14 protein-coding genes are annotated in these 15,581 nt (G+C 73.1%); 7 read left to right on the plus strand and 7 right to left on the minus strand.

The genetic code is table 11. The features are described from left to right. Nucleotides 1-55: 55 nt before the first annotated feature. The 4 genes from ACFZCF_RS08805 to ACFZCF_RS08820 form a co-directional block, all read right to left on the minus strand. Nucleotides 56-1,189 (minus strand): diguanylate cyclase domain-containing protein, encoded by a 1,134-nt coding sequence (locus tag ACFZCF_RS08805; RefSeq protein WP_388437194.1) that lies wholly within the window; start codon nucleotides 1,187-1,189, stop codon nucleotides 56-58. Between the two features lie 102 nt (nucleotides 1,190-1,291). Further along, complete coding sequence (locus tag ACFZCF_RS08810; protein WP_391285542.1) at nucleotides 1,292-2,080, minus strand: enoyl-CoA hydratase-related protein; 789 nt, start codon at nucleotides 2,078-2,080, stop codon at nucleotides 1,292-1,294. A gap of 52 nt (nucleotides 2,081-2,132) precedes the next feature. Next, entirely contained in the window at nucleotides 2,133-3,428 is a 1,296-nt protein-coding gene (locus ACFZCF_RS08815) for an adenylate/guanylate cyclase domain-containing protein (protein WP_388437201.1), read from the minus strand. Between the two features lie 122 nt (nucleotides 3,429-3,550). Then, nucleotides 3,551-4,402 carry a biotin--[acetyl-CoA-carboxylase] ligase gene (locus tag ACFZCF_RS08820; RefSeq protein ID WP_388437204.1) on the minus strand — a complete coding sequence of 284 codons (852 nt, stop codon included), beginning with the start codon at nucleotides 4,400-4,402 and terminating at the stop codon, nucleotides 3,551-3,553. Between the two features lie 134 nt (nucleotides 4,403-4,536). On the opposite strand from ACFZCF_RS08820, the gene ACFZCF_RS08825 reads away from it, so the two are divergent. The 4 genes from ACFZCF_RS08825 (at nucleotide 4,537) to ACFZCF_RS08840 (ending at nucleotide 7,329) form a co-directional block, all read left to right on the plus strand. After that, complete coding sequence (locus ACFZCF_RS08825; RefSeq protein WP_391285543.1) at nucleotides 4,537-6,141, plus strand: carboxyl transferase domain-containing protein; 1,605 nt, start codon at nucleotides 4,537-4,539, stop codon at nucleotides 6,139-6,141. Nucleotides 6,142-6,163: 22 nt separating this feature from the next. Beyond that, nucleotides 6,164-6,376, plus strand: coding sequence for an acyl-CoA carboxylase epsilon subunit (locus tag ACFZCF_RS08830; protein WP_381861190.1), 213 nt, complete (start codon nucleotides 6,164-6,166; stop codon nucleotides 6,374-6,376). Nucleotides 6,377-6,563: 187 nt separating this feature from the next. Next, nucleotides 6,564-6,692: a morphogenic membrane protein MmpB gene (mmpB, locus tag ACFZCF_RS08835; RefSeq protein ID WP_268256536.1), complete on the plus strand. Its 129-nt coding sequence runs from the start codon at nucleotides 6,564-6,566 to the stop codon at nucleotides 6,690-6,692. A 13-nt stretch (nucleotides 6,693-6,705) separates the two neighbouring features. Next, complete coding sequence (locus ACFZCF_RS08840) at nucleotides 6,706-7,329, plus strand: nucleoside triphosphate pyrophosphatase (RefSeq protein ID WP_388437212.1); 624 nt, start codon at nucleotides 6,706-6,708, stop codon at nucleotides 7,327-7,329. Nucleotides 7,330-7,411: 82 nt separating this feature from the next. On the opposite strand, the gene ACFZCF_RS08845 is transcribed toward ACFZCF_RS08840, so the two are convergent. Further along, on the minus strand, nucleotides 7,412-7,858 hold the full coding sequence (locus ACFZCF_RS08845; RefSeq protein ID WP_391285544.1) for a hypothetical protein: 447 nt from the start codon (nucleotides 7,856-7,858) through the stop codon (nucleotides 7,412-7,414). Between the two features lie 364 nt (nucleotides 7,859-8,222). On the opposite strand from ACFZCF_RS08845, the gene ACFZCF_RS08850 reads away from it, so the two are divergent. Further along, complete coding sequence (locus ACFZCF_RS08850; protein ID WP_388437219.1) at nucleotides 8,223-9,977, plus strand: acetyl/propionyl/methylcrotonyl-CoA carboxylase subunit alpha; 1,755 nt, start codon at nucleotides 8,223-8,225, stop codon at nucleotides 9,975-9,977. 910 nt (nucleotides 9,978-10,887) lie between these two features. On the opposite strand, the gene ACFZCF_RS08855 is transcribed toward ACFZCF_RS08850, so the two are convergent. Together ACFZCF_RS08855 and ACFZCF_RS08860 are read right to left on the minus strand one after the other, a co-directional pair. Next, nucleotides 10,888-11,817, minus strand: a complete 930-nt coding sequence (locus ACFZCF_RS08855; RefSeq protein ID WP_388437222.1) for a DeoR/GlpR family DNA-binding transcription regulator — start codon at nucleotides 11,815-11,817, stop codon at nucleotides 10,888-10,890. Between the two features lie 225 nt (nucleotides 11,818-12,042). Then, nucleotides 12,043-13,482, minus strand: coding sequence for an NAD(P)H-quinone dehydrogenase (locus tag ACFZCF_RS08860; protein ID WP_391285547.1), 1,440 nt, complete (start codon nucleotides 13,480-13,482; stop codon nucleotides 12,043-12,045). A gap of 251 nt (nucleotides 13,483-13,733) precedes the next feature. Here ACFZCF_RS08860 and ACFZCF_RS08865 point away from each other — a divergent pair, with 251 nt between their 5' ends. Together ACFZCF_RS08865 and ACFZCF_RS08870 are read left to right on the plus strand one after the other, a co-directional pair. After that, entirely contained in the window at nucleotides 13,734-14,171 is a 438-nt protein-coding gene (locus ACFZCF_RS08865) for a gamma-glutamylcyclotransferase (RefSeq protein ID WP_388437228.1), read from the plus strand. A gap of 163 nt (nucleotides 14,172-14,334) precedes the next feature. Beyond that, nucleotides 14,335-15,138 carry a purine-nucleoside phosphorylase gene (locus tag ACFZCF_RS08870; RefSeq protein WP_388437231.1) on the plus strand — a complete coding sequence of 268 codons (804 nt, stop codon included), beginning with the start codon at nucleotides 14,335-14,337 and terminating at the stop codon, nucleotides 15,136-15,138. The last annotated feature ends 443 nt before the right edge of the window (nucleotides 15,139-15,581 follow it).

Here is a 15,581-nt window from a genome sequence, read left to right on the forward strand (position 1 = left end):
TGAAGAGCTGCCTGTCACTAGGCAATCCGTCACTGTCCCCCACCGGGGCGGCCCCTTACCGTTCGGGCGGCGGCTCCACCGTGGGCGCGTCGCGGAAGCGGCGGCGGTCGCGGGCGCCGGGCGGGGCGTCGGCGAGGCGGATGACGGTGCCGTCCCGGCCCGCCACGACGGGCTTGGTGGAGCGGGCGGCCTTGGCCTGGTACTGCGCCGCGTCCGCGAGCCGGAAGAGCCGGCGGGCGGACTTCAGGGGCCCGATCGGGTCGCCGGTCGAGGCCACACCGCAGGCGACGCCCTCGCCGAGCTCCAGCTCCGCGGCGCGGACGCAGAGCTCCTCCGCGACGGCCACCACCTCGTCCGCGCTCGGGCCGACGGCCAGCAGACAGAACTCGTCGCCGCCGAGACGGGCGGCGAGGGCCCCGCGGAGCCGGGCGCCGCAGCGGGAGAGGACCGAGCCGAAGCGTTCGAGGAGGCGGTCCCCCACCGCGTGGCCATGGGTGTCGTTGACGCGCTTGAGGCCGTTGAGGTCGCAGACGACGAGGCTGACGACGGAGCCGTCGCGCCGGTAGCGCTCGATGGCCTCGTCGAGGCGGGCGTCGACCGCCCGGCGGTTGGCGAGCCCGGTGAGCGGATCGGTGAAGGCGAGCTTGCGGACCTCCTCCAGGCGCTGGGCCTGCGCGATGCCGGCCGCGACGACCGCCGCGAGCACGTTGGCGAAGTCGGCGTCCTCACTGGTGAAAGGTTTCGCCTCGGGCCGCCTGGCCACGTACAGCTCACCCCACGCGCGGCCGTGCAGCACGATCGGGGCGACCACGCAGGCACCCCGGCCGCGCCGCCGCAGCCCCTCCACCCGCCCGGTGACCCGCTCGGCGCCGGCCGTCTCGATCCAGGCGTGCGGACCGGCGCCGACCGCCCAGCGCTCGTGCAGGAACTCGGTGATCTCGGGGAACTGGTGCACCGGATACGTCTCCGCGTCCGGGAACTCCTCCTCGCCGGGGGCCCGCTCCCCCGCGTTCACCAGGACCCGCAGCCGCCCGTGGTCCCGTTCCCAGACCGACAGGGCGCCGAAGCTCCCGTCGAGTCCGGCGCACGCCCCGAGCGCGGCGGCCCGCCAGAACTCGCGCGGAGTGTGCGCCGCCGCCATCCCCTGCGCCAGCGCCACCACGGCCCGCAACCGCACGTCCTCTCCCATTCCACCAGCTTAGGGAGGTTTGACCCGTTTTCCCTTTCGAGACGTCACGGAAAGTGACATTTGATACAAAGACGGATCAATTGCCCATACGGGACGAAGACCTCACTCGCCGGGCCACTCCGGCTTCCGCTTCTCGTTGAAGGCCGCCACGCCCTCCGCGCGGTCGCCCGAGAAGGCCACCGAGCGCCAGGCGCCGTCCTCGACCTCCAGGCCGGCCCGCAGGTCCAGGCCCTGCCCCAGCCGCATCGCCCTCTTCGCGGCGCGCAGCCCGACCGGCGAGTTCGCGGCGATCCGCCCCGCCAGCTCCAGGGCCGCGGTCCTGGCGTCCTCCGCCAGCACGTCCACCAGGCCCAGCTCCGCGGCCTCGGCGGCCTCCACCCGGCGGGCCGTGAAGACCAGCTCGGCGGCGCGCGCGGCGCCCACCCGGCGCGGCAGCAGCTGCGTACCGCCCCCACCGGGGATGACGCCGACGGAGACCTCGGGCAGGCCGACGACGGTGGTGGCGTCGGCGACGATCAGGTCGCAGGAGAGCGCCAGCTCGTACCCGCCGCCGAGGGCGTAGCCGTGCACCGCCGCCACGGTCGGCATCGGCAGCTCCAGGACGCCGGTGTACGCCGCGCGGGCGGTGGGCCGCTGGCGGACCAGCTCGGCGTCGGTGAAGGAGTTGCGCTCCTTCAGGTCGGCGCCGACGCAGAACGCCCGGTCGTTCGAGGAGCTCAGGACGGTGACCCGGACGTCCCGGTCGGCTGCGAGCGCCGCGCAGGCCTCGCCGATGGAGCGGGCCATCTCGGAGGAGACCGCGTTCATCGCCTTGGGCCGGTCGAGGACGAACTCGGCGACGTGCCCCTCCTTGCGGACCAGCACGAACTCACCAAAACGCTGCTCGGACATCTCCTGCGCCCTCCCGGTTAACGACGGTTCACATGGTTCACCGGGAGGGATCTTAGGTCGGACGACGGTTCAGGAGCCAGGGCTCCACGACGCCGAGGCCGCGCACCGACCGCTGCCACATCGGCTGGAGCGCGAAGCGGTACGTCTCCGGGGCCCGGCCCTCCTTCTCCGCGAGGGCGGCCTCCTCCGCCGCCTTGGCCTCCGAGACGGGCACCTCGCCGGTGCGGGTGAGCTCCTCGGCGAAGGCGCTGTCGACCAGCACGGCGTCCTTCGGCGCTATCGAGGTGAGCCGGCTGGCGAGGTTGACGGTGGTGCCGAAGACGTCGCCCATCCGGGTCGTGACGGTGCCGAAGGCGATGCCGACCCGCAGCGCCGGCATGGTCTCGTCCTGGCTGAGCGTCTCGATCAGCCGGAGCGCGATCTCGGCGGCGATGCCGGCGTCGTCCGCCGCGTACAGCACCTCGTCGCCGAGGGTCTTGATGAGCCGGCCGCCGTGCGCGGCGACCAGGTCGGCGCAGGTGGTCTCGAAGGCCTCGACCAGCTCGCCCAGCTCCTCCTCCTCCAGGCGGCGGGTGAGGCGGGTGAAGCCGACGAGGTCGGCGAAGGCGACGGCGAGCCGCCGGTCGACCATCTCCTCATCGTCGGCGGCCTGGGCGACGCGACCGGTGGCGGCGGCGAGCTGCCGCCGCCACACGTAGATCAGGAACTCCTCCAGCTCCGGCAGGAGCAGTTCGACCAGCGGGTACGTGACCTCGGCGCGGGTCATGCCGGGCTCGGGCGGTTCGGTGAGGCCCTCCAGGAAGGAGTCGATCTGCCATTCGGCCAGCCGGGCGGTGGTCTGCCCGGTGGAGCGGGCGACCTGCACCGCCATCGGCTCGCTCAGCAGCCCCGCCTCGACGAGACCGGCGAGCCGCCGCAGGGCCAGGACGTCGGCCTCGGTGAGCGCCTTGGCCTGCCCGATGTCGGCGAAGCCCATGGCCCGCCAGAAGCGGGAGGCCAGCTCCATGGAGACGCCCGCGGTGCGGGCCGCCTGGAAGGGGGTGTAGCGGCGGTCGGCGCCGAGGATGAGCTGTTCGAGGCGGATGGCGAGCGGGTCGTCGGTCGGTTCGACGGTGTGGTCGACGGCGTGGTGCGGCGTGGGATAGGCCGACCCCTCGGCGCCGGGGGCGCCGTCCGCCCGGGCGGACGGGGCCGACCCGGACGGCTCGGGCGCGCCGTCCGGCTCCTCCGGGCCCTCGGGGGCGCCCTCGGGCCCCGGTGGACCCTCGGGCTCGCGTGAGCCCCGCGGCTCACGCGGCGCGTGCGACTCGGAGCGGCCGTCGCCCGCGTTCGCGTCGTCGACGGTCACCGGCCGCCTCCTGCCCGTTCCCTGCCGCTGCCGCTTCCCACAGTCCTGCCGATCTGTTCGCCTGGATCGCGCTCCACGATACGACAGGTGTGGGCTGGCTCACGCCTGAACGGTCCGGGGGTTCAGCCGGTCGCCCGCAGGTGGACGATGTCGCCCGCCCCGACCGCCTCCGTGCCGCCCCCCTCGGTGGCGACCACCAGGCGTCCGTCGCCGTCCAGCGCGACCGCCTCGCCCTCCAGCATCCGCTCGCCCGGCAGGTCGGCGCGGATCCGCCGGCCGAGGGTCGCGCAGCCGGCCGTGTACGCCGCCAGGATCCCGGACGCCTCGGGGTCTCCGTCGGCCCGCACCCAGGCGCCGTACCAGTCGGCGAGGGACCGCAGGACGGCCCGCAGCAGGGTGTCGCGGTCGGTGGAGACGGCGTCGGCGAGCAGCAGGGAACCGGCCGTGGGGACGGGCAGCTCGTCCGCGCGCAGCGAGACGTTGATGCCCAGTCCGACGACGACCCCGTCGTCCCCGGCCCGCTCGGCGAGGATCCCGCCGGCCTTCCGCTCCTCGCCCCCGACGGTGACGAGGAGGTCGTTGGGCCACTTGAGGGAGAGGTCGACGCCGGCCGCCTTGACGAGGCCGGTGGCGGCGGCCACGCCGGTGAGCAGCGGGAGCCAGCCGAGCCGGTGGGCGGGCACGTCCGGCTTGAGCAGCGCGGAGACGAAGAGCCCGGACCGCGCGGGCGCGCTCCAGGTGCGGTCGAGCCGGCCCCGTCCGGAGGTCTGCTCCTCGGCGACGAGCACGGCCCCTTCGGGCAGTTCGCCCGCCCGCGCGGCCAGGTCGGAGTTGGTCGACCCGGTGCTCGCGACCACGTCGAACGAGCTCCACAGCCCGTCCGGAAGGAGGAGGGCCCGGCGCAGGACGGAGGTGTTGAGCGGGGGCCGGTCGAGGTCGGACCAGCGACCGCCGGAGGCGTGGGAGGACGTCATGCAAGCCAGACTAGGTGTGGCAAAGACCGCAGTGCCGAACCGTATCGCCGTCGATACCCTACGGATCAGTAGGCCTTCAGTAGCCCATTCGCAGTCAACGAACCCCCCGTGACCAGGCAGGGAGCCGCATCCCGATGTCCGAGCCGGCAGAGCAGTACGAGATCGACATTCACACGACCGCGGGCAAGATCGCGGACCTCAGGCGCCGCATCGACGAGGCCACGCACGCCGGTTCGGAGCGGGCCGTGGAGAAGCAGCACGCGAAGGGGAAGCTGACCGCGCGCGAGCGGATCGCCCTGCTGCTCGACGAGGGGTCCTTCGTGGAGCTGGACGAGCTGGCCCGGCACCGGTCCACCAACTTCGGCCTGGAGAAGAACCGGCCGTACGGCGACGGCGTCGTCACCGGGTACGGCACCGTGGACGGGCGTCCGGTGGCCGTGTTCTCGCAGGACTTCACGGTCTTCGGCGGGGCGCTCGGCGAGACGTACGGCCAGAAGATCATCAAGGTGATGGACTTCGCGCTGAAGACCGGCTGCCCGGTCGTCGGCATCAACGACTCCGGCGGCGCCCGCATCCAGGAGGGCGTGAGCGCGCTCGGGATGTACGGCGAGATCTTCCGCCGCAACACCCACGCCTCCGGCGTGATCCCGCAGATCTCCCTGGTCGTGGGCCCCTGCGCGGGCGGCGCCGTCTACTCCCCGGCGATCACCGACTTCACGGTGATGGTGGACCAGACCTCGCACATGTTCATCACGGGTCCCGACGTCATCAAGACGGTGACCGGCGAGGACGTGGGCTTCGAGGAGCTGGGCGGCGCCCGGACGCACAACGCGACCTCGGGCGTGGCGCACCACATGGCGGGCGACGAGAAGGACGCCGTCGAGTACGTGAAGCAGCTGCTCTCGTACCTGCCGTCGAACAACCTCTCCGAGCCGCCGGCCTTCCCGGAGACGGCGGAGACCGAGGTGTCGGCCGAGGACCTGGAGCTCGACACGCTGATCCCGGACTCGGCGAACCAGCCTTACGACATGCACCGGATCATCGAGCACGTCGTGGACGACGGCGAGTTCCTGGAGACGCAGGCGCTCTTCGCGCCGAACATCCTGACCGGCTTCGGCCGGGTGGAGGGCTTCCCGGTCGGCATCGTCGCCAACCAGCCGATGCAGTTCGCCGGCTGCCTGGACATCGACGCCTCCGAGAAGGCCGCGCGGTTCGTGCGGACCTGCGACGCCTTCAACATCCCGGTCCTCACCTTCGTGGACGTGCCCGGCTTCCTGCCGGGCGTGGACCAGGAGTACGGCGGCATCATCCGGCGCGGCGCGAAGCTGATCTACGCGTACGCCGAGGCGACCGTCCCGCTCATCACGGTCATCACCCGCAAGGCCTTCGGCGGCGCGTACGACGTCATGGGCTCCAAGCACCTGGGCGCCGACCTGAACCTGGCGTGGCCGACGGCGCAGATCGCCGTCATGGGCGCGCAGGGCGCCGTCAACATCCTGCACCGCCGCACGATCGCCGAGGCGGAGGCGAACGGCGAGGACGTCGAGTCGGTGCGGGCGCGGCTGATCCAGGAGTACGAGGACACCCTGCTCAACCCGTACATCGCCGCCGAGCGCGGTTACATCGACGGGGTGATCCTGCCGTCCGAGACCCGGCCGCAGATCGTGAAGGGTCTGCGTCAGCTGCGGACGAAGCGGGAATCCCTGCCCCCGAAGAAGCACGGCAACATCCCGCTCTAGCCCCCTCGGGAGGGACAGCACGATGATCAAGGTCGTACGAGGCAACCCGACGCCCGAGGAGCTGGCCGCCGCACTGGCGGTGGTCCAGGCCCGGGCCGCGGCCACGGCGGCGGCTGCCGCCTCGGGTCTCGGCCCGGCGGTACCGGAAGGCTGGTCGGACCCGTCCCGCATCGCCCGCTCGGCCCGGCCCGGCCCGGGTCCGCGGGCCTGGGCCCGGTCCTACTGGCCGGCCTGAGGGACATGACGCGAGCGGCGTGACGCGAGCGGAGGCCGGGCCCCTTGTGCGGGGGGTCCGGCCTCCCGCGCACCCGCTCCCCCGTACGGGAGGCCGGCCTCCCGCGCACCCGCTCCCGTACGGTCACCGGTCCGGTTGAGTATCCGTACTCAGGCGTTCCGGACGGCCCGGCAGCAGGATCGGGGGCATGCTGTGGTCCGACCCGGAGAACAAGCCGCCGAAGTTCCTGCGCGAGGCACAGGCCATGATGCGCAGGTCCGGTGTGATCCTGGCGCTGGCCATGGTCGTCCTGATGCTCGCCGTGGGCGCGCGCTGAGTACGCTGCCCCCATGACTGCTGATCACCAGGGCGGCACGCCCCGCCGGCTCGTCCTCGCCTCCGCCTCGCCCGCCCGGCTCGGACTGCTCCGGCAGGCCGGCCTCGCGCCCGAGGTGATCGTCAGCGGGGTCGACGAGTCCAAGGTCCACGCCCCCACCCCGGCCGAACTGGCGCTGTCCCTCGCGGAGGCCAAGGCGGCGCACGTGGCGGCCCGCCCCGAGGTGAGCGGCGCCCTGGTGATCGGCTGCGACTCGGTGCTGGAACTCGACGGCCGGGCGCTGGGCAAGCCCGCCGACGCCGCCGAGGCCGTCGCGCGGTGGAAGGACATGCGGGGCCGGGTCGGCATCCTCCAGACCGGCCACTGCGTGTACGACACCCAGGCCAAGCGGTACGAGTCGGCGACGGCCTCGACGGTGGTGCGGTTCGGCGAGCCGACGGACGCGGAGGTGGCGGCGTACGTGGCGAGCGGCGAACCCCTGCACGTGGCGGGCGCGTTCACGCTGGACGGCCGCTCGGCGCCGTTCATCGACGGCATCGACGGCGACCCGGGCAATGTGATCGGCCTGTCGCTGCCGCTGCTGCGCCGGCTCCTCGCCAAGCTGGACGTGGGCATCACCGACCTCTGGAGCGCCTGAGCCCCGCCGCGCGGCCCCGCCCCGTCCCGGGCGCCTGAGCCCGCCGGGCAGCCCCGATCCGACCCGGGTGCCTGAGCCCTCGTCAGGCCTCGGCCGGTCCCAGCGCCTTGGTCGGCTCGGGGGCCGCGCCCTCCTTCCCGTACATGACCAGGGTGAGCACGATGAGCCCGACGACGGTCATGAGGAAGGCGAAGGCGTGCCAGCCGATCAGGCCGACGGCGACCGCGCCGAGGACGCCGTGGACGATCGCGCAGCCGATGAGGAGTCCCCGTCCGAGGCGGCCGGGGCGGCGGTCGCGGATCCCCGCGACCAGGGAGACGAGGGAGCAGAGCGCGAGGGCGACGCCGGAGCCGATGCCGAGGGCCCAGGTGCCGGTCACCATGTGGTCGGGGTCGAGCCCGTCGAGGGACATCGACTGCGCCTCCACGAAACGGGCCATGACCGCGTTGAGGCCGACGATGGCCGGTGCCTCCACGAGGAGCACGGCGGCCGTGACGAGCGCGATCGGTCTGCGGGCCACCTCGGCCACCCCCTGGATTCGCCTGTTACCGACAGTACGGTCGACAGCGCGAAGGCTACTGGCCGGTAAAGGTCGGGACAAGAGCGTGCGGCGCATGGCCGAAGGCCGACGTTCCGGCAAAGAATGATTGCGCCATTCGTAGGGACCCCACAAAGAAACCCGAATGGCGACTGGCCCCTTGAACAGAGACCTGCGCCACACCTCGGAGCTACTGTGCCGTAAAGGAACCCTGCGTACCGTGGTGCGACAAGGGATTTCACGACTCGCGGAAAACTCGAGCCGCCCTCTATGTGGGCAAGCTCACCACGGGACACGGGTCGAGGGGCCGTGTCGGTAGTCCCTAAACTCAGCTTGTTTCAAGGAGGGAGCCATCGTGCGCAAGGTGCTCATCGCCAACCGTGGCGAAATCGCTGTTCGTGTCGCCCGTGCCTGCCGGGATGCCGGGATCGCGAGCGTAGCCGTCTACGCCGACCCGGACCGGGACGCTCTGCACGTCCGCGCGGCCGACGAGGCGTTCGCCCTGGGCGGTGACACCCCGGCCACCAGCTATCTGGACATGGCCAAGGTGCTGCAGGCCGCGAAGGACTCGGGCGCGGACGCGGTCCACCCGGGGTACGGGTTCCTGTCCGAGAACGCGGAGTTCGCGCAGGCGGTGCTGGACGCGGGTCTGACGTGGATCGGTCCGCCGCCGCAGGCGATCCGCGACCTCGGCGACAAGGTGGCGGCCCGTCACATCGCGCAGCGCGCGGGCGCGCCGCTGGTCGCCGGCACGCCGGACCCGGTGTCGGGTGCGGACGAGGTCGTGGCGTTCGCGAAGGAGCACGGACTGCCGATCGCGATCAAGGCCGCGTTCGGTGGCGGTGGCCGTGGTCTGAAGGTCGCCCGCACGCTCGAAGAGGTCCCGGAGCTGTACGACTCCGCCGTCCGCGAGGCGGTCGCCGCCTTCGGCCGCGGCGAGTGCTTCGTCGAGCGCTACCTGGACAAGCCGCGCCACGTGGAGACCCAGTGCCTCGCCGACCAGCACGGCAACGTGGTCGTCGTGTCCACGCGTGACTGCTCGCTCCAGCGCCGGCACCAGAAGCTGGTCGAGGAGGCCCCGGCGCCGTTCCTGAGCGAGGATCAGAACAAGCAGCTGTACGCGGCGTCGAAGGCGATCCTGAAGGAGGCCGGCTACGTCGGCGCCGGCACCGTCGAGTTCCTGGTGGGTCTGGACGGAACGATCTCGTTCCTGGAGGTCAACACCCGTCTGCAGGTGGAGCATCCGGTGACCGAGGAGGTCACGGGCATCGACCTGGTGCGGGAGATGTTCCGGATCGCGGACGGCGAGGAGCTCGGTTACGGGGACCCGGAGATCCGGGGTCACTCCTTCGAGTTCCGCATCAACGGCGAGGACCCGGGCCGCAACTTCCTCCCGGCGCCCGGCACCGTCACCCTCTTCCAGCCGCCGACCGGCCCGGGCGTCCGCCTGGACGCGGGCGTGGAGTCGGGCAGTGTGATCGGCCCGGCCTGGGACTCACTGCTGGCCAAGCTGGTCGTCACCGGCGCCACCCGTGAGCAGGCGCTCCAGCGCGCCGCCCGCGCGCTGGCGGAGTTCAAGGTCGAGGGCATGGCGACCGCCATCCCGTTCCACCAGGCCGTCGTGGTCGACCCGGCGTTCACCGCCGACCCGTTCCGGGTCCACACGCGGTGGATCGAGACGGAGTTCGTCAACGAGATCAAGCCCTTCGCCCCGGCCGGTGCGGACGCGGACGAGGACGAGGCGGGCCGCGAGACGATCGTGGTCGAGGTCGGCGGCAAGCGCCTGGAGGTCTCCCTTCCGTCGTCGCTGGGCATGACGCTGGCCCGCACGGGCCTGGCGGCGGGCGCCAAGCCGAAGCGGCGCGCGGCGAAGAAGTCGGGTCCGACCGCGTCGGGCGACACCCTCGCCTCGCCGATGCAGGGCACGATCGTGAAGGTCGCGGTCGAGGAGGGCCAGGAGGTCAAGGAAGGCGATCTGATCGTCGTCCTGGAGGCCATGAAGATGGAACAGCCCCTCAACGCCCACAAGTCCGGCACCGTGACCGGACTCAACGCCGAGGTCGGCGCGTCCGTCACCTCCGGCGCCGGCATCTGCGACATCAAGGCCTGACGGCCCGAAGCAGACGGAGGAGGGCCCGCAGGCACCCACCTGCGGGCCCTTCGCCGTTCCCGACGGCGACGGGCGGTGGTGACGGCGGCGGTCTTCCGCGGCGGTCGCTGTGCGCGGCGCCGTTCCCGACGGCGGCCGTCGGTGGCGGCGCCTTCGCGGGCGACCGCTGCGTGCGGCGCCGTTAACGACTGCGGCCTTCCGTAGCGGTCGCTGTGCGCGGCGGCGGTTCGCTGCTCCGGCCCGCGCGGCAGGAGGGGCGGGACGCCTCACCGCGCATGGGCGCGTGCCCGGATCGCGCGGGCCCGCGCCCCAGGTCGCGGGGGCGCCGACCCGGGGAGCGTTTGGGCGCGTGCCCGGGGCCGTACGGGCCTGGCCCGAGGCCCTGGGGCCGTACGGGCGGGGGCCCGGGGGCGTACGGGCAGGGGCCCGGGGGCGTACGGGCGGGGATCCGGCGTCGTACGGGCGCAGGCCCCGGCAGTGCGGCCGCGTGCCCGGCTTCGAGCGGGCGCGGGCCTACGGCGTGCGGGCGCCAGCCCAAGACCCTGCGGGCGCCAGCCTGGCGTCGTGCGGGGCGGGCCCGGGGCCGTACGGGCGGCGGCCCGAGATCACACCGGCGCGGCCCCCAGTCAAGCGGGCGCCGGCCCGGCATCGAGCGGGCGCAAACCCACGGCAATGCGGGCGCAGGCCCAGCGTCGAACGGGCGCGGGCCCGGGACCATGCGGGCGCGGGGCGGGGCCCTGCGGGCGCGGGCGCGGGGTCGTGCGGGCGCGAGCCCGAGAACGCGCCGGCGCGGGCCCCGGTCATGCGGGCGCAAGCCCAAGACCCTACGGGTGCGTGCCCGGCATCGAGCGGGCGCGTGCCCAAGGCCCTGCTGGCGCCGGTCCGGTGGCCTGCGGGGGCGGGTTCGGGGTCAGCGGCGGCGGAGGTCCGCGACGCGGGCCGTGCGCTCCAGGGGTTCGGCGCCGAGGGCGCCGGGGCCGGGGCCACGGAACTGTCCCGTGGGCATCCTGCCGCCCCGCTGCACCGGCAGCGGCATCTCGCGGCGGCCCCGGACGCCCGGCGGCAGTTGCTCGGCGGCGGGGGCGGCGCTCTGGCCGGTGCCGGCCACGGCGATCTGCACGCCCTGGTCGGCGAGGGCCTGGAGTTCGGAGGCGGCGCGCTCGTCGTGGGGCGGCGGCTCGTCGGTGACCAGGCGGGTGATCACGTCCGTCGGCACCGTCTGGAACATGGTGTCGGTGCCGAGCTTGGTGTGGTCGGCGAGGACCACGACCTCCGCGGCCGCCTGCACCAGCGCCCGGTCCACGCTCGCGGAGAGCATGTTGGAGGTGGAGAGGCCGCGCTCGGCGGTGAGGCCGCTGCCGGAGAGGAAGGCGCGGGAGACCCGCAGCCCCTGGAGCGACTGCTCGGCGCCGCTGCCCACGAGGGCGTAGTTGGAGCCGCGCAGGGTGCCGCCGGTCATGACGACCTCGACGCGGTTGGCGTGCGCCAGCGCCTGGGCGACGAGCAGCGAGTTGGTGACCACGGTCAGGCCGGGGACCCGGGCGAGCCGGCGGGCCAGCTCCTGGGTGGTGGTCCCGGCGCCGACGACGATGGCCTCGCCCTCTTCGACCAGGCTCGCGGCGACGTCGGCGATGGCCGTCTTCTCCGCGGTCGCGAGATGGGATTTCTGCGGGAAGCCGGATTCTCGCGTGAATCCGCCCGGCAACACCGCACCGCCGTGCCGGCGGTCGAGGAGTCCTTCTGCCTCCAGCGCCCGTACGTCACGGCGCACGGTCACTTCGGAGGTCTGGACGACGCGGGCGAGCTCGCGGAGCGACACGGCCCCATTGGCTCGCACCATTTCGAGGATCAACTGGCGACGTTCTGCAGCGAACACGAAACTGACAGTAACGCGCACGGCCGTGGGTTTTCAGCACTATGCGCCGGATTGCGGAATATACGCACAGGCGGGGCTCTCAAGTGGTATGGAGAGCCCCGCCTTTGCTCGACCTATGCCCCGTCTTGCCGGGGGTTGTCCGAGTCGGCGAACCGTTCCCGCAGGCGGGGAGCGTGATCGCCGCCTGACCTACGCCTCGGCCGAGGTCTTTCGGGTGTGCAACTGCCGTGCCACTTCGGCGATCGAGCCCGACAGCGAGGGGTACACGGTGAAAGCATTTGCGATCTGTTCGACCGTCAGATTGTTGTCGACCGCGATCGAGATCGGGTGGATGAGCTCGCTCGCCTTGGGGGCGACGACACAGCCGCCGACCACGATGCCGGTGCCGGGGCGGCAGAAGATCTTGACGAAGCCGTCCCGGATGCCCTGCATCTTGGCGCGGGGGTTGCGCAGCAGCGGCAGCTTGACGACCTTGGCGTCGATCTTGCCCGCGTCCACGTCGGCCTGGGTGTAGCCGACGGTGGCGATCTCAGGGTCGGTGAAGACGTTCGAGGAGACCGTCTTCAGGTTCAGCGGGGCCACCGCGTCGCCGAGGAAGTGGTACATCGCGATCCGGCCCTGCATGGCGGCGACCGAGGCGAGCGCGAAGACACCGGTGACGTCGCCCGCCGCGTACACACCGGGAGCGGTGGTCCGGGAGACCTTGTCGGTCCAGATGTGCCCGGAGTCCTTCAGCTTCACCCCGGCCTCCTCCAGGCCCATGCCGGCGGAGTTCGGGATCGCGCCGACGGCCATCAGGCAGTGAGTGCCGGAGATGACCCGGCCGTCCGAGAGGGTGACCTCGACCCGGTCGCCGACCCGCTTGGCGGACTCGGCGCGGGAGCGGGCCATGACGTTCATGCCGCGGCGGCGGAAGACGTCCTCCAGGACGGCGGCCGCGTCCGGGTCCTCGCCCGGGAGCACCCGGTCGCGGGAGGAGACGAGGGTGACGCGGGAGCCGAGGGCCTGGTAGGCGCCGGCGAACTCGGCACCGGTCACACCGGAACCGACCACGATGAGCTCCTCAGGGAGCTCCTTGAGGTCGTAGACCTGCGTCCAGTTCAGGATCCGCTCGCCGTCCGGCTTGGCGTCGGGCACCTCGCGCGGGTGGCCGCCGGTGGCGATCAGCACCGCGTCGGCGGTCAGCGTCTCCTCGGTGCCGTCGGCCGCGGTGACGACCACCTGGCGGGAGCCGTCCATGGCCTGCCGGCCGGAGAGCCGGCCGCGGCCGCGCAGCACCCGGGCGCCCGCCCGGGTGACCGAGGCGGTGATGTCGTGCGACTGGGCGAGCGCGAGCCGCTTCACCCGTCGATTGACCTTGCCGAGGTCGACGCCGACGACGCGGGCGGCCTGCTCCAGGTGCGGGGTGTCGTCCGCGACGATGATGCCCAGCTCCTCGTAGGAGGAGTCGAAGGTGGTCATCACCTCGGCCGTGGCGATCAGGGTCTTGGAGGGGACGCAGTCGGTCAGGACGGACGCGCCGCCGAGGCCGTCGCAGTCGACGACGGTCACCTCCGCGCCGAGTTGGGCGCCCACCAGGGCCGCCTCGTATCCGCCGGGTCCGCCGCCGATGATCACGATCCGGGTCACTGGGATCTACGCCTCGCGTCTCGTTCTGCCGGGGGTGTGCGGCCCCCGTGGGGTGCAGTGCGTACGCCATTGTCCCGCACGCTTCAAGTGCGTACTCCATTGTCCCGTACGCCGCCCGGTCCCTCGCGCCGGGGCCGGAAACAGCCGTTCCGGGCGTCGCGGGAGCACCCGTACGGCCCCCACCCGGCCCCCGTACGGCCGCTACCTCGGGTTTCGTCGTCCACCGCCGTCCCTCCCGTACCCTCGGTCCCATGTCGCTCTACGCCGCGTACGCCGGCAACCTCGATCCGCGGCTGATGAGCCGCCGCGCCCCGCACTCACCGCTGCGCGGCACCGGCTGGCTGAACGGCTGGCGGCTCACCTTCGGCGGGGAGCAGATGGGCTGGGAGGGGGCGCTCGCCACCCTCGTGGAGGCCCCCCGCCAGCAGGTCTTCGTGGCGCTGTACGACGTCGCCCCCATGGACGAGGACTCGATGGACCGCTGGGAGGGCGTGGGCCTCGACATCTACCGGCGGATGCGGGTCCGGGTGCACACCCTCGACGGCGAGGAGCCGGCCTGGGTGTACGTGCTCAACGCCTACGAGGGCGGGCTGCCGTCCGCGCGCTACCTCGGCGAGGTGGCCGACGCGGCGGAGTCGGCGGGCGCGCCGCACGACTATGTGATGGAGCTCCGCAAGCGCCCCTGCTGAGGCACCGCCCGGGCGCCCCTTCGTCGGAAACGACAAGACAACGATCGCATGTCCGTCCGCGCCGTCATCTACGCGCGTAGGAATTCTCCGGCTAGGCTTCCTGGCGAATGAATTCCGTCCGGGGTGACCGCCCTCGGACCCCCTCCCCGAGGCGAGAGAGCCAGTGAACGCTACTGCCACCCCGTACGAGGCCGCCGAGGCCGCAGCCGCGCGACTGCGTGAGCTGACCGGAGTCGAGAACCACGACGTCGCCCTGGTCATGGGCTCCGGCTGGGCGCCCGCCGCGGACGCCCTCGGCGCCCCCGAGGCCGAGTTCCCCGTGACCGAGCTCCCGGGCTTCCCGCCGCCGGCCGTCGAGGGCCACGGCGGCAAGGTCCGCTCGTACAAGATCGGCGAGAAGCGCGCCCTGGTCTTCCTCGGCCGCACCCACTTCTACGAGGGCCGCGGCGTCGCCTCCGTCGCCCACGGCGTCCGCACGGCCGTCGCCGCCGGCGTGAAGACCGTCGTGCTGACGAACGGCTGCGGCGGCCTGCGCGAGGGCATGCGCCCCGGCCAGCCGGTCCTCATCTCCGACCACATCAACCTGACGGCCGCGTCGCCGATCGTCGGCGCGAACTTCGTCGACCTGACGGACCTGTACTCGCCGCGGCTGCGGGCGCTGTGCAAGGAGGTCGACGAGACGCTGGAGGAGGGCGTGTACGTCCAGTTCCCCGGCCCCCACTACGAGACCCCCGCCGAGATCAATATGGTCCGCGTCATGGGCGGCGACCTCGTCGGCATGTCCACCGTCCTGGAGGCCATCGCCGCCCGCGAGGCCGGCGCGGAGGTCCTCGGCATCTCCCTGGTCACCAACCTCGCGGCGGGGCTCTCCGGCGAGCCGCTGAACCACGAGGAGGTCCTCCAGGCGGGCCGCGACTCGGCGGCACGGATGGGCGAACTGCTGACGCGGGTCCTCGACCGGATCTGATCCCTCGCGGCGCGGGGCAGGCGGGCACGTGGGCACGCAGGCACGCGGGGCGGGGTTTGGGGCCCTGCGGGCCTTCGGGCCGGGCGGGCTTTGGGCCGCGCGGACCTTGAGCCGCGCGGACCTTGAGCCGCGCGGGCTTTGGGCCCGCAGGGGCTTGAGGCCGCGCACCGTGCGGGGCTTCGGGGCGGGACGGGCTTGGAGCGGCATCGGCTTCGGGGCCAGGCTCCGGGGCGGGACGGGCTTGGAGCCGGTCGGGCTTCCGAGCCGGGCGGGCTTGGAGCCGGTCAGGCTTGGAGCCGGTCAGGTTTCGCGGCCGGGCTCCCGGGCCGGGCGGGCTTGGAGCCGGTCGGGCTTCGCGGCCGGGCTCCCGGGCCGGGCAGCCTTGGAGCCCGGCCGGACTTCGGGCCCGCGCTCCGGGCCGGACGGGCTTGGAGTCGCACCGG

This window comes from Streptomyces sp. NPDC007945 (assembly GCF_042958885.1).
Classification (GTDB): domain Bacteria; phylum Actinomycetota; class Actinomycetes; order Streptomycetales; family Streptomycetaceae; genus Streptomyces.

Coding starts and splice junctions, on each gene's coding strand:
- ACFZCF_RS08810 (WP_391285542.1), bottom strand. CDS start 2,080: ATGTCCGAGCAGCGTTTTGGTGAGTTCGTGCTGGTCCGCAAGGAGGGG.
- ACFZCF_RS08865 (WP_388437228.1), top strand. CDS start 13,734: ATGTCGCTCTACGCCGCGTACGCCGGCAACCTCGATCCGCGGCTGATG.
- ACFZCF_RS08855 (WP_388437222.1), bottom strand. CDS start 11,817: ATGGTGCGAGCCAATGGGGCCGTGTCGCTCCGCGAGCTCGCCCGCGTC.
- mmpB (WP_268256536.1), top strand. CDS start 6,564: ATGCTGTGGTCCGACCCGGAGAACAAGCCGCCGAAGTTCCTGCGCGAG.
- ACFZCF_RS08825 (WP_391285543.1), top strand. CDS start 4,537: ATGTCCGAGCCGGCAGAGCAGTACGAGATCGACATTCACACGACCGCG.
- ACFZCF_RS08840 (WP_388437212.1), top strand. CDS start 6,706: ATGACTGCTGATCACCAGGGCGGCACGCCCCGCCGGCTCGTCCTCGCC.
- ACFZCF_RS08830 (WP_381861190.1), top strand. CDS start 6,164: ATGATCAAGGTCGTACGAGGCAACCCGACGCCCGAGGAGCTGGCCGCC.
- ACFZCF_RS08820 (WP_388437204.1), bottom strand. CDS start 4,402: ATGACGTCCTCCCACGCCTCCGGCGGTCGCTGGTCCGACCTCGACCGG.
- ACFZCF_RS08805 (WP_388437194.1), bottom strand. CDS start 1,189: ATGGGAGAGGACGTGCGGTTGCGGGCCGTGGTGGCGCTGGCGCAGGGG.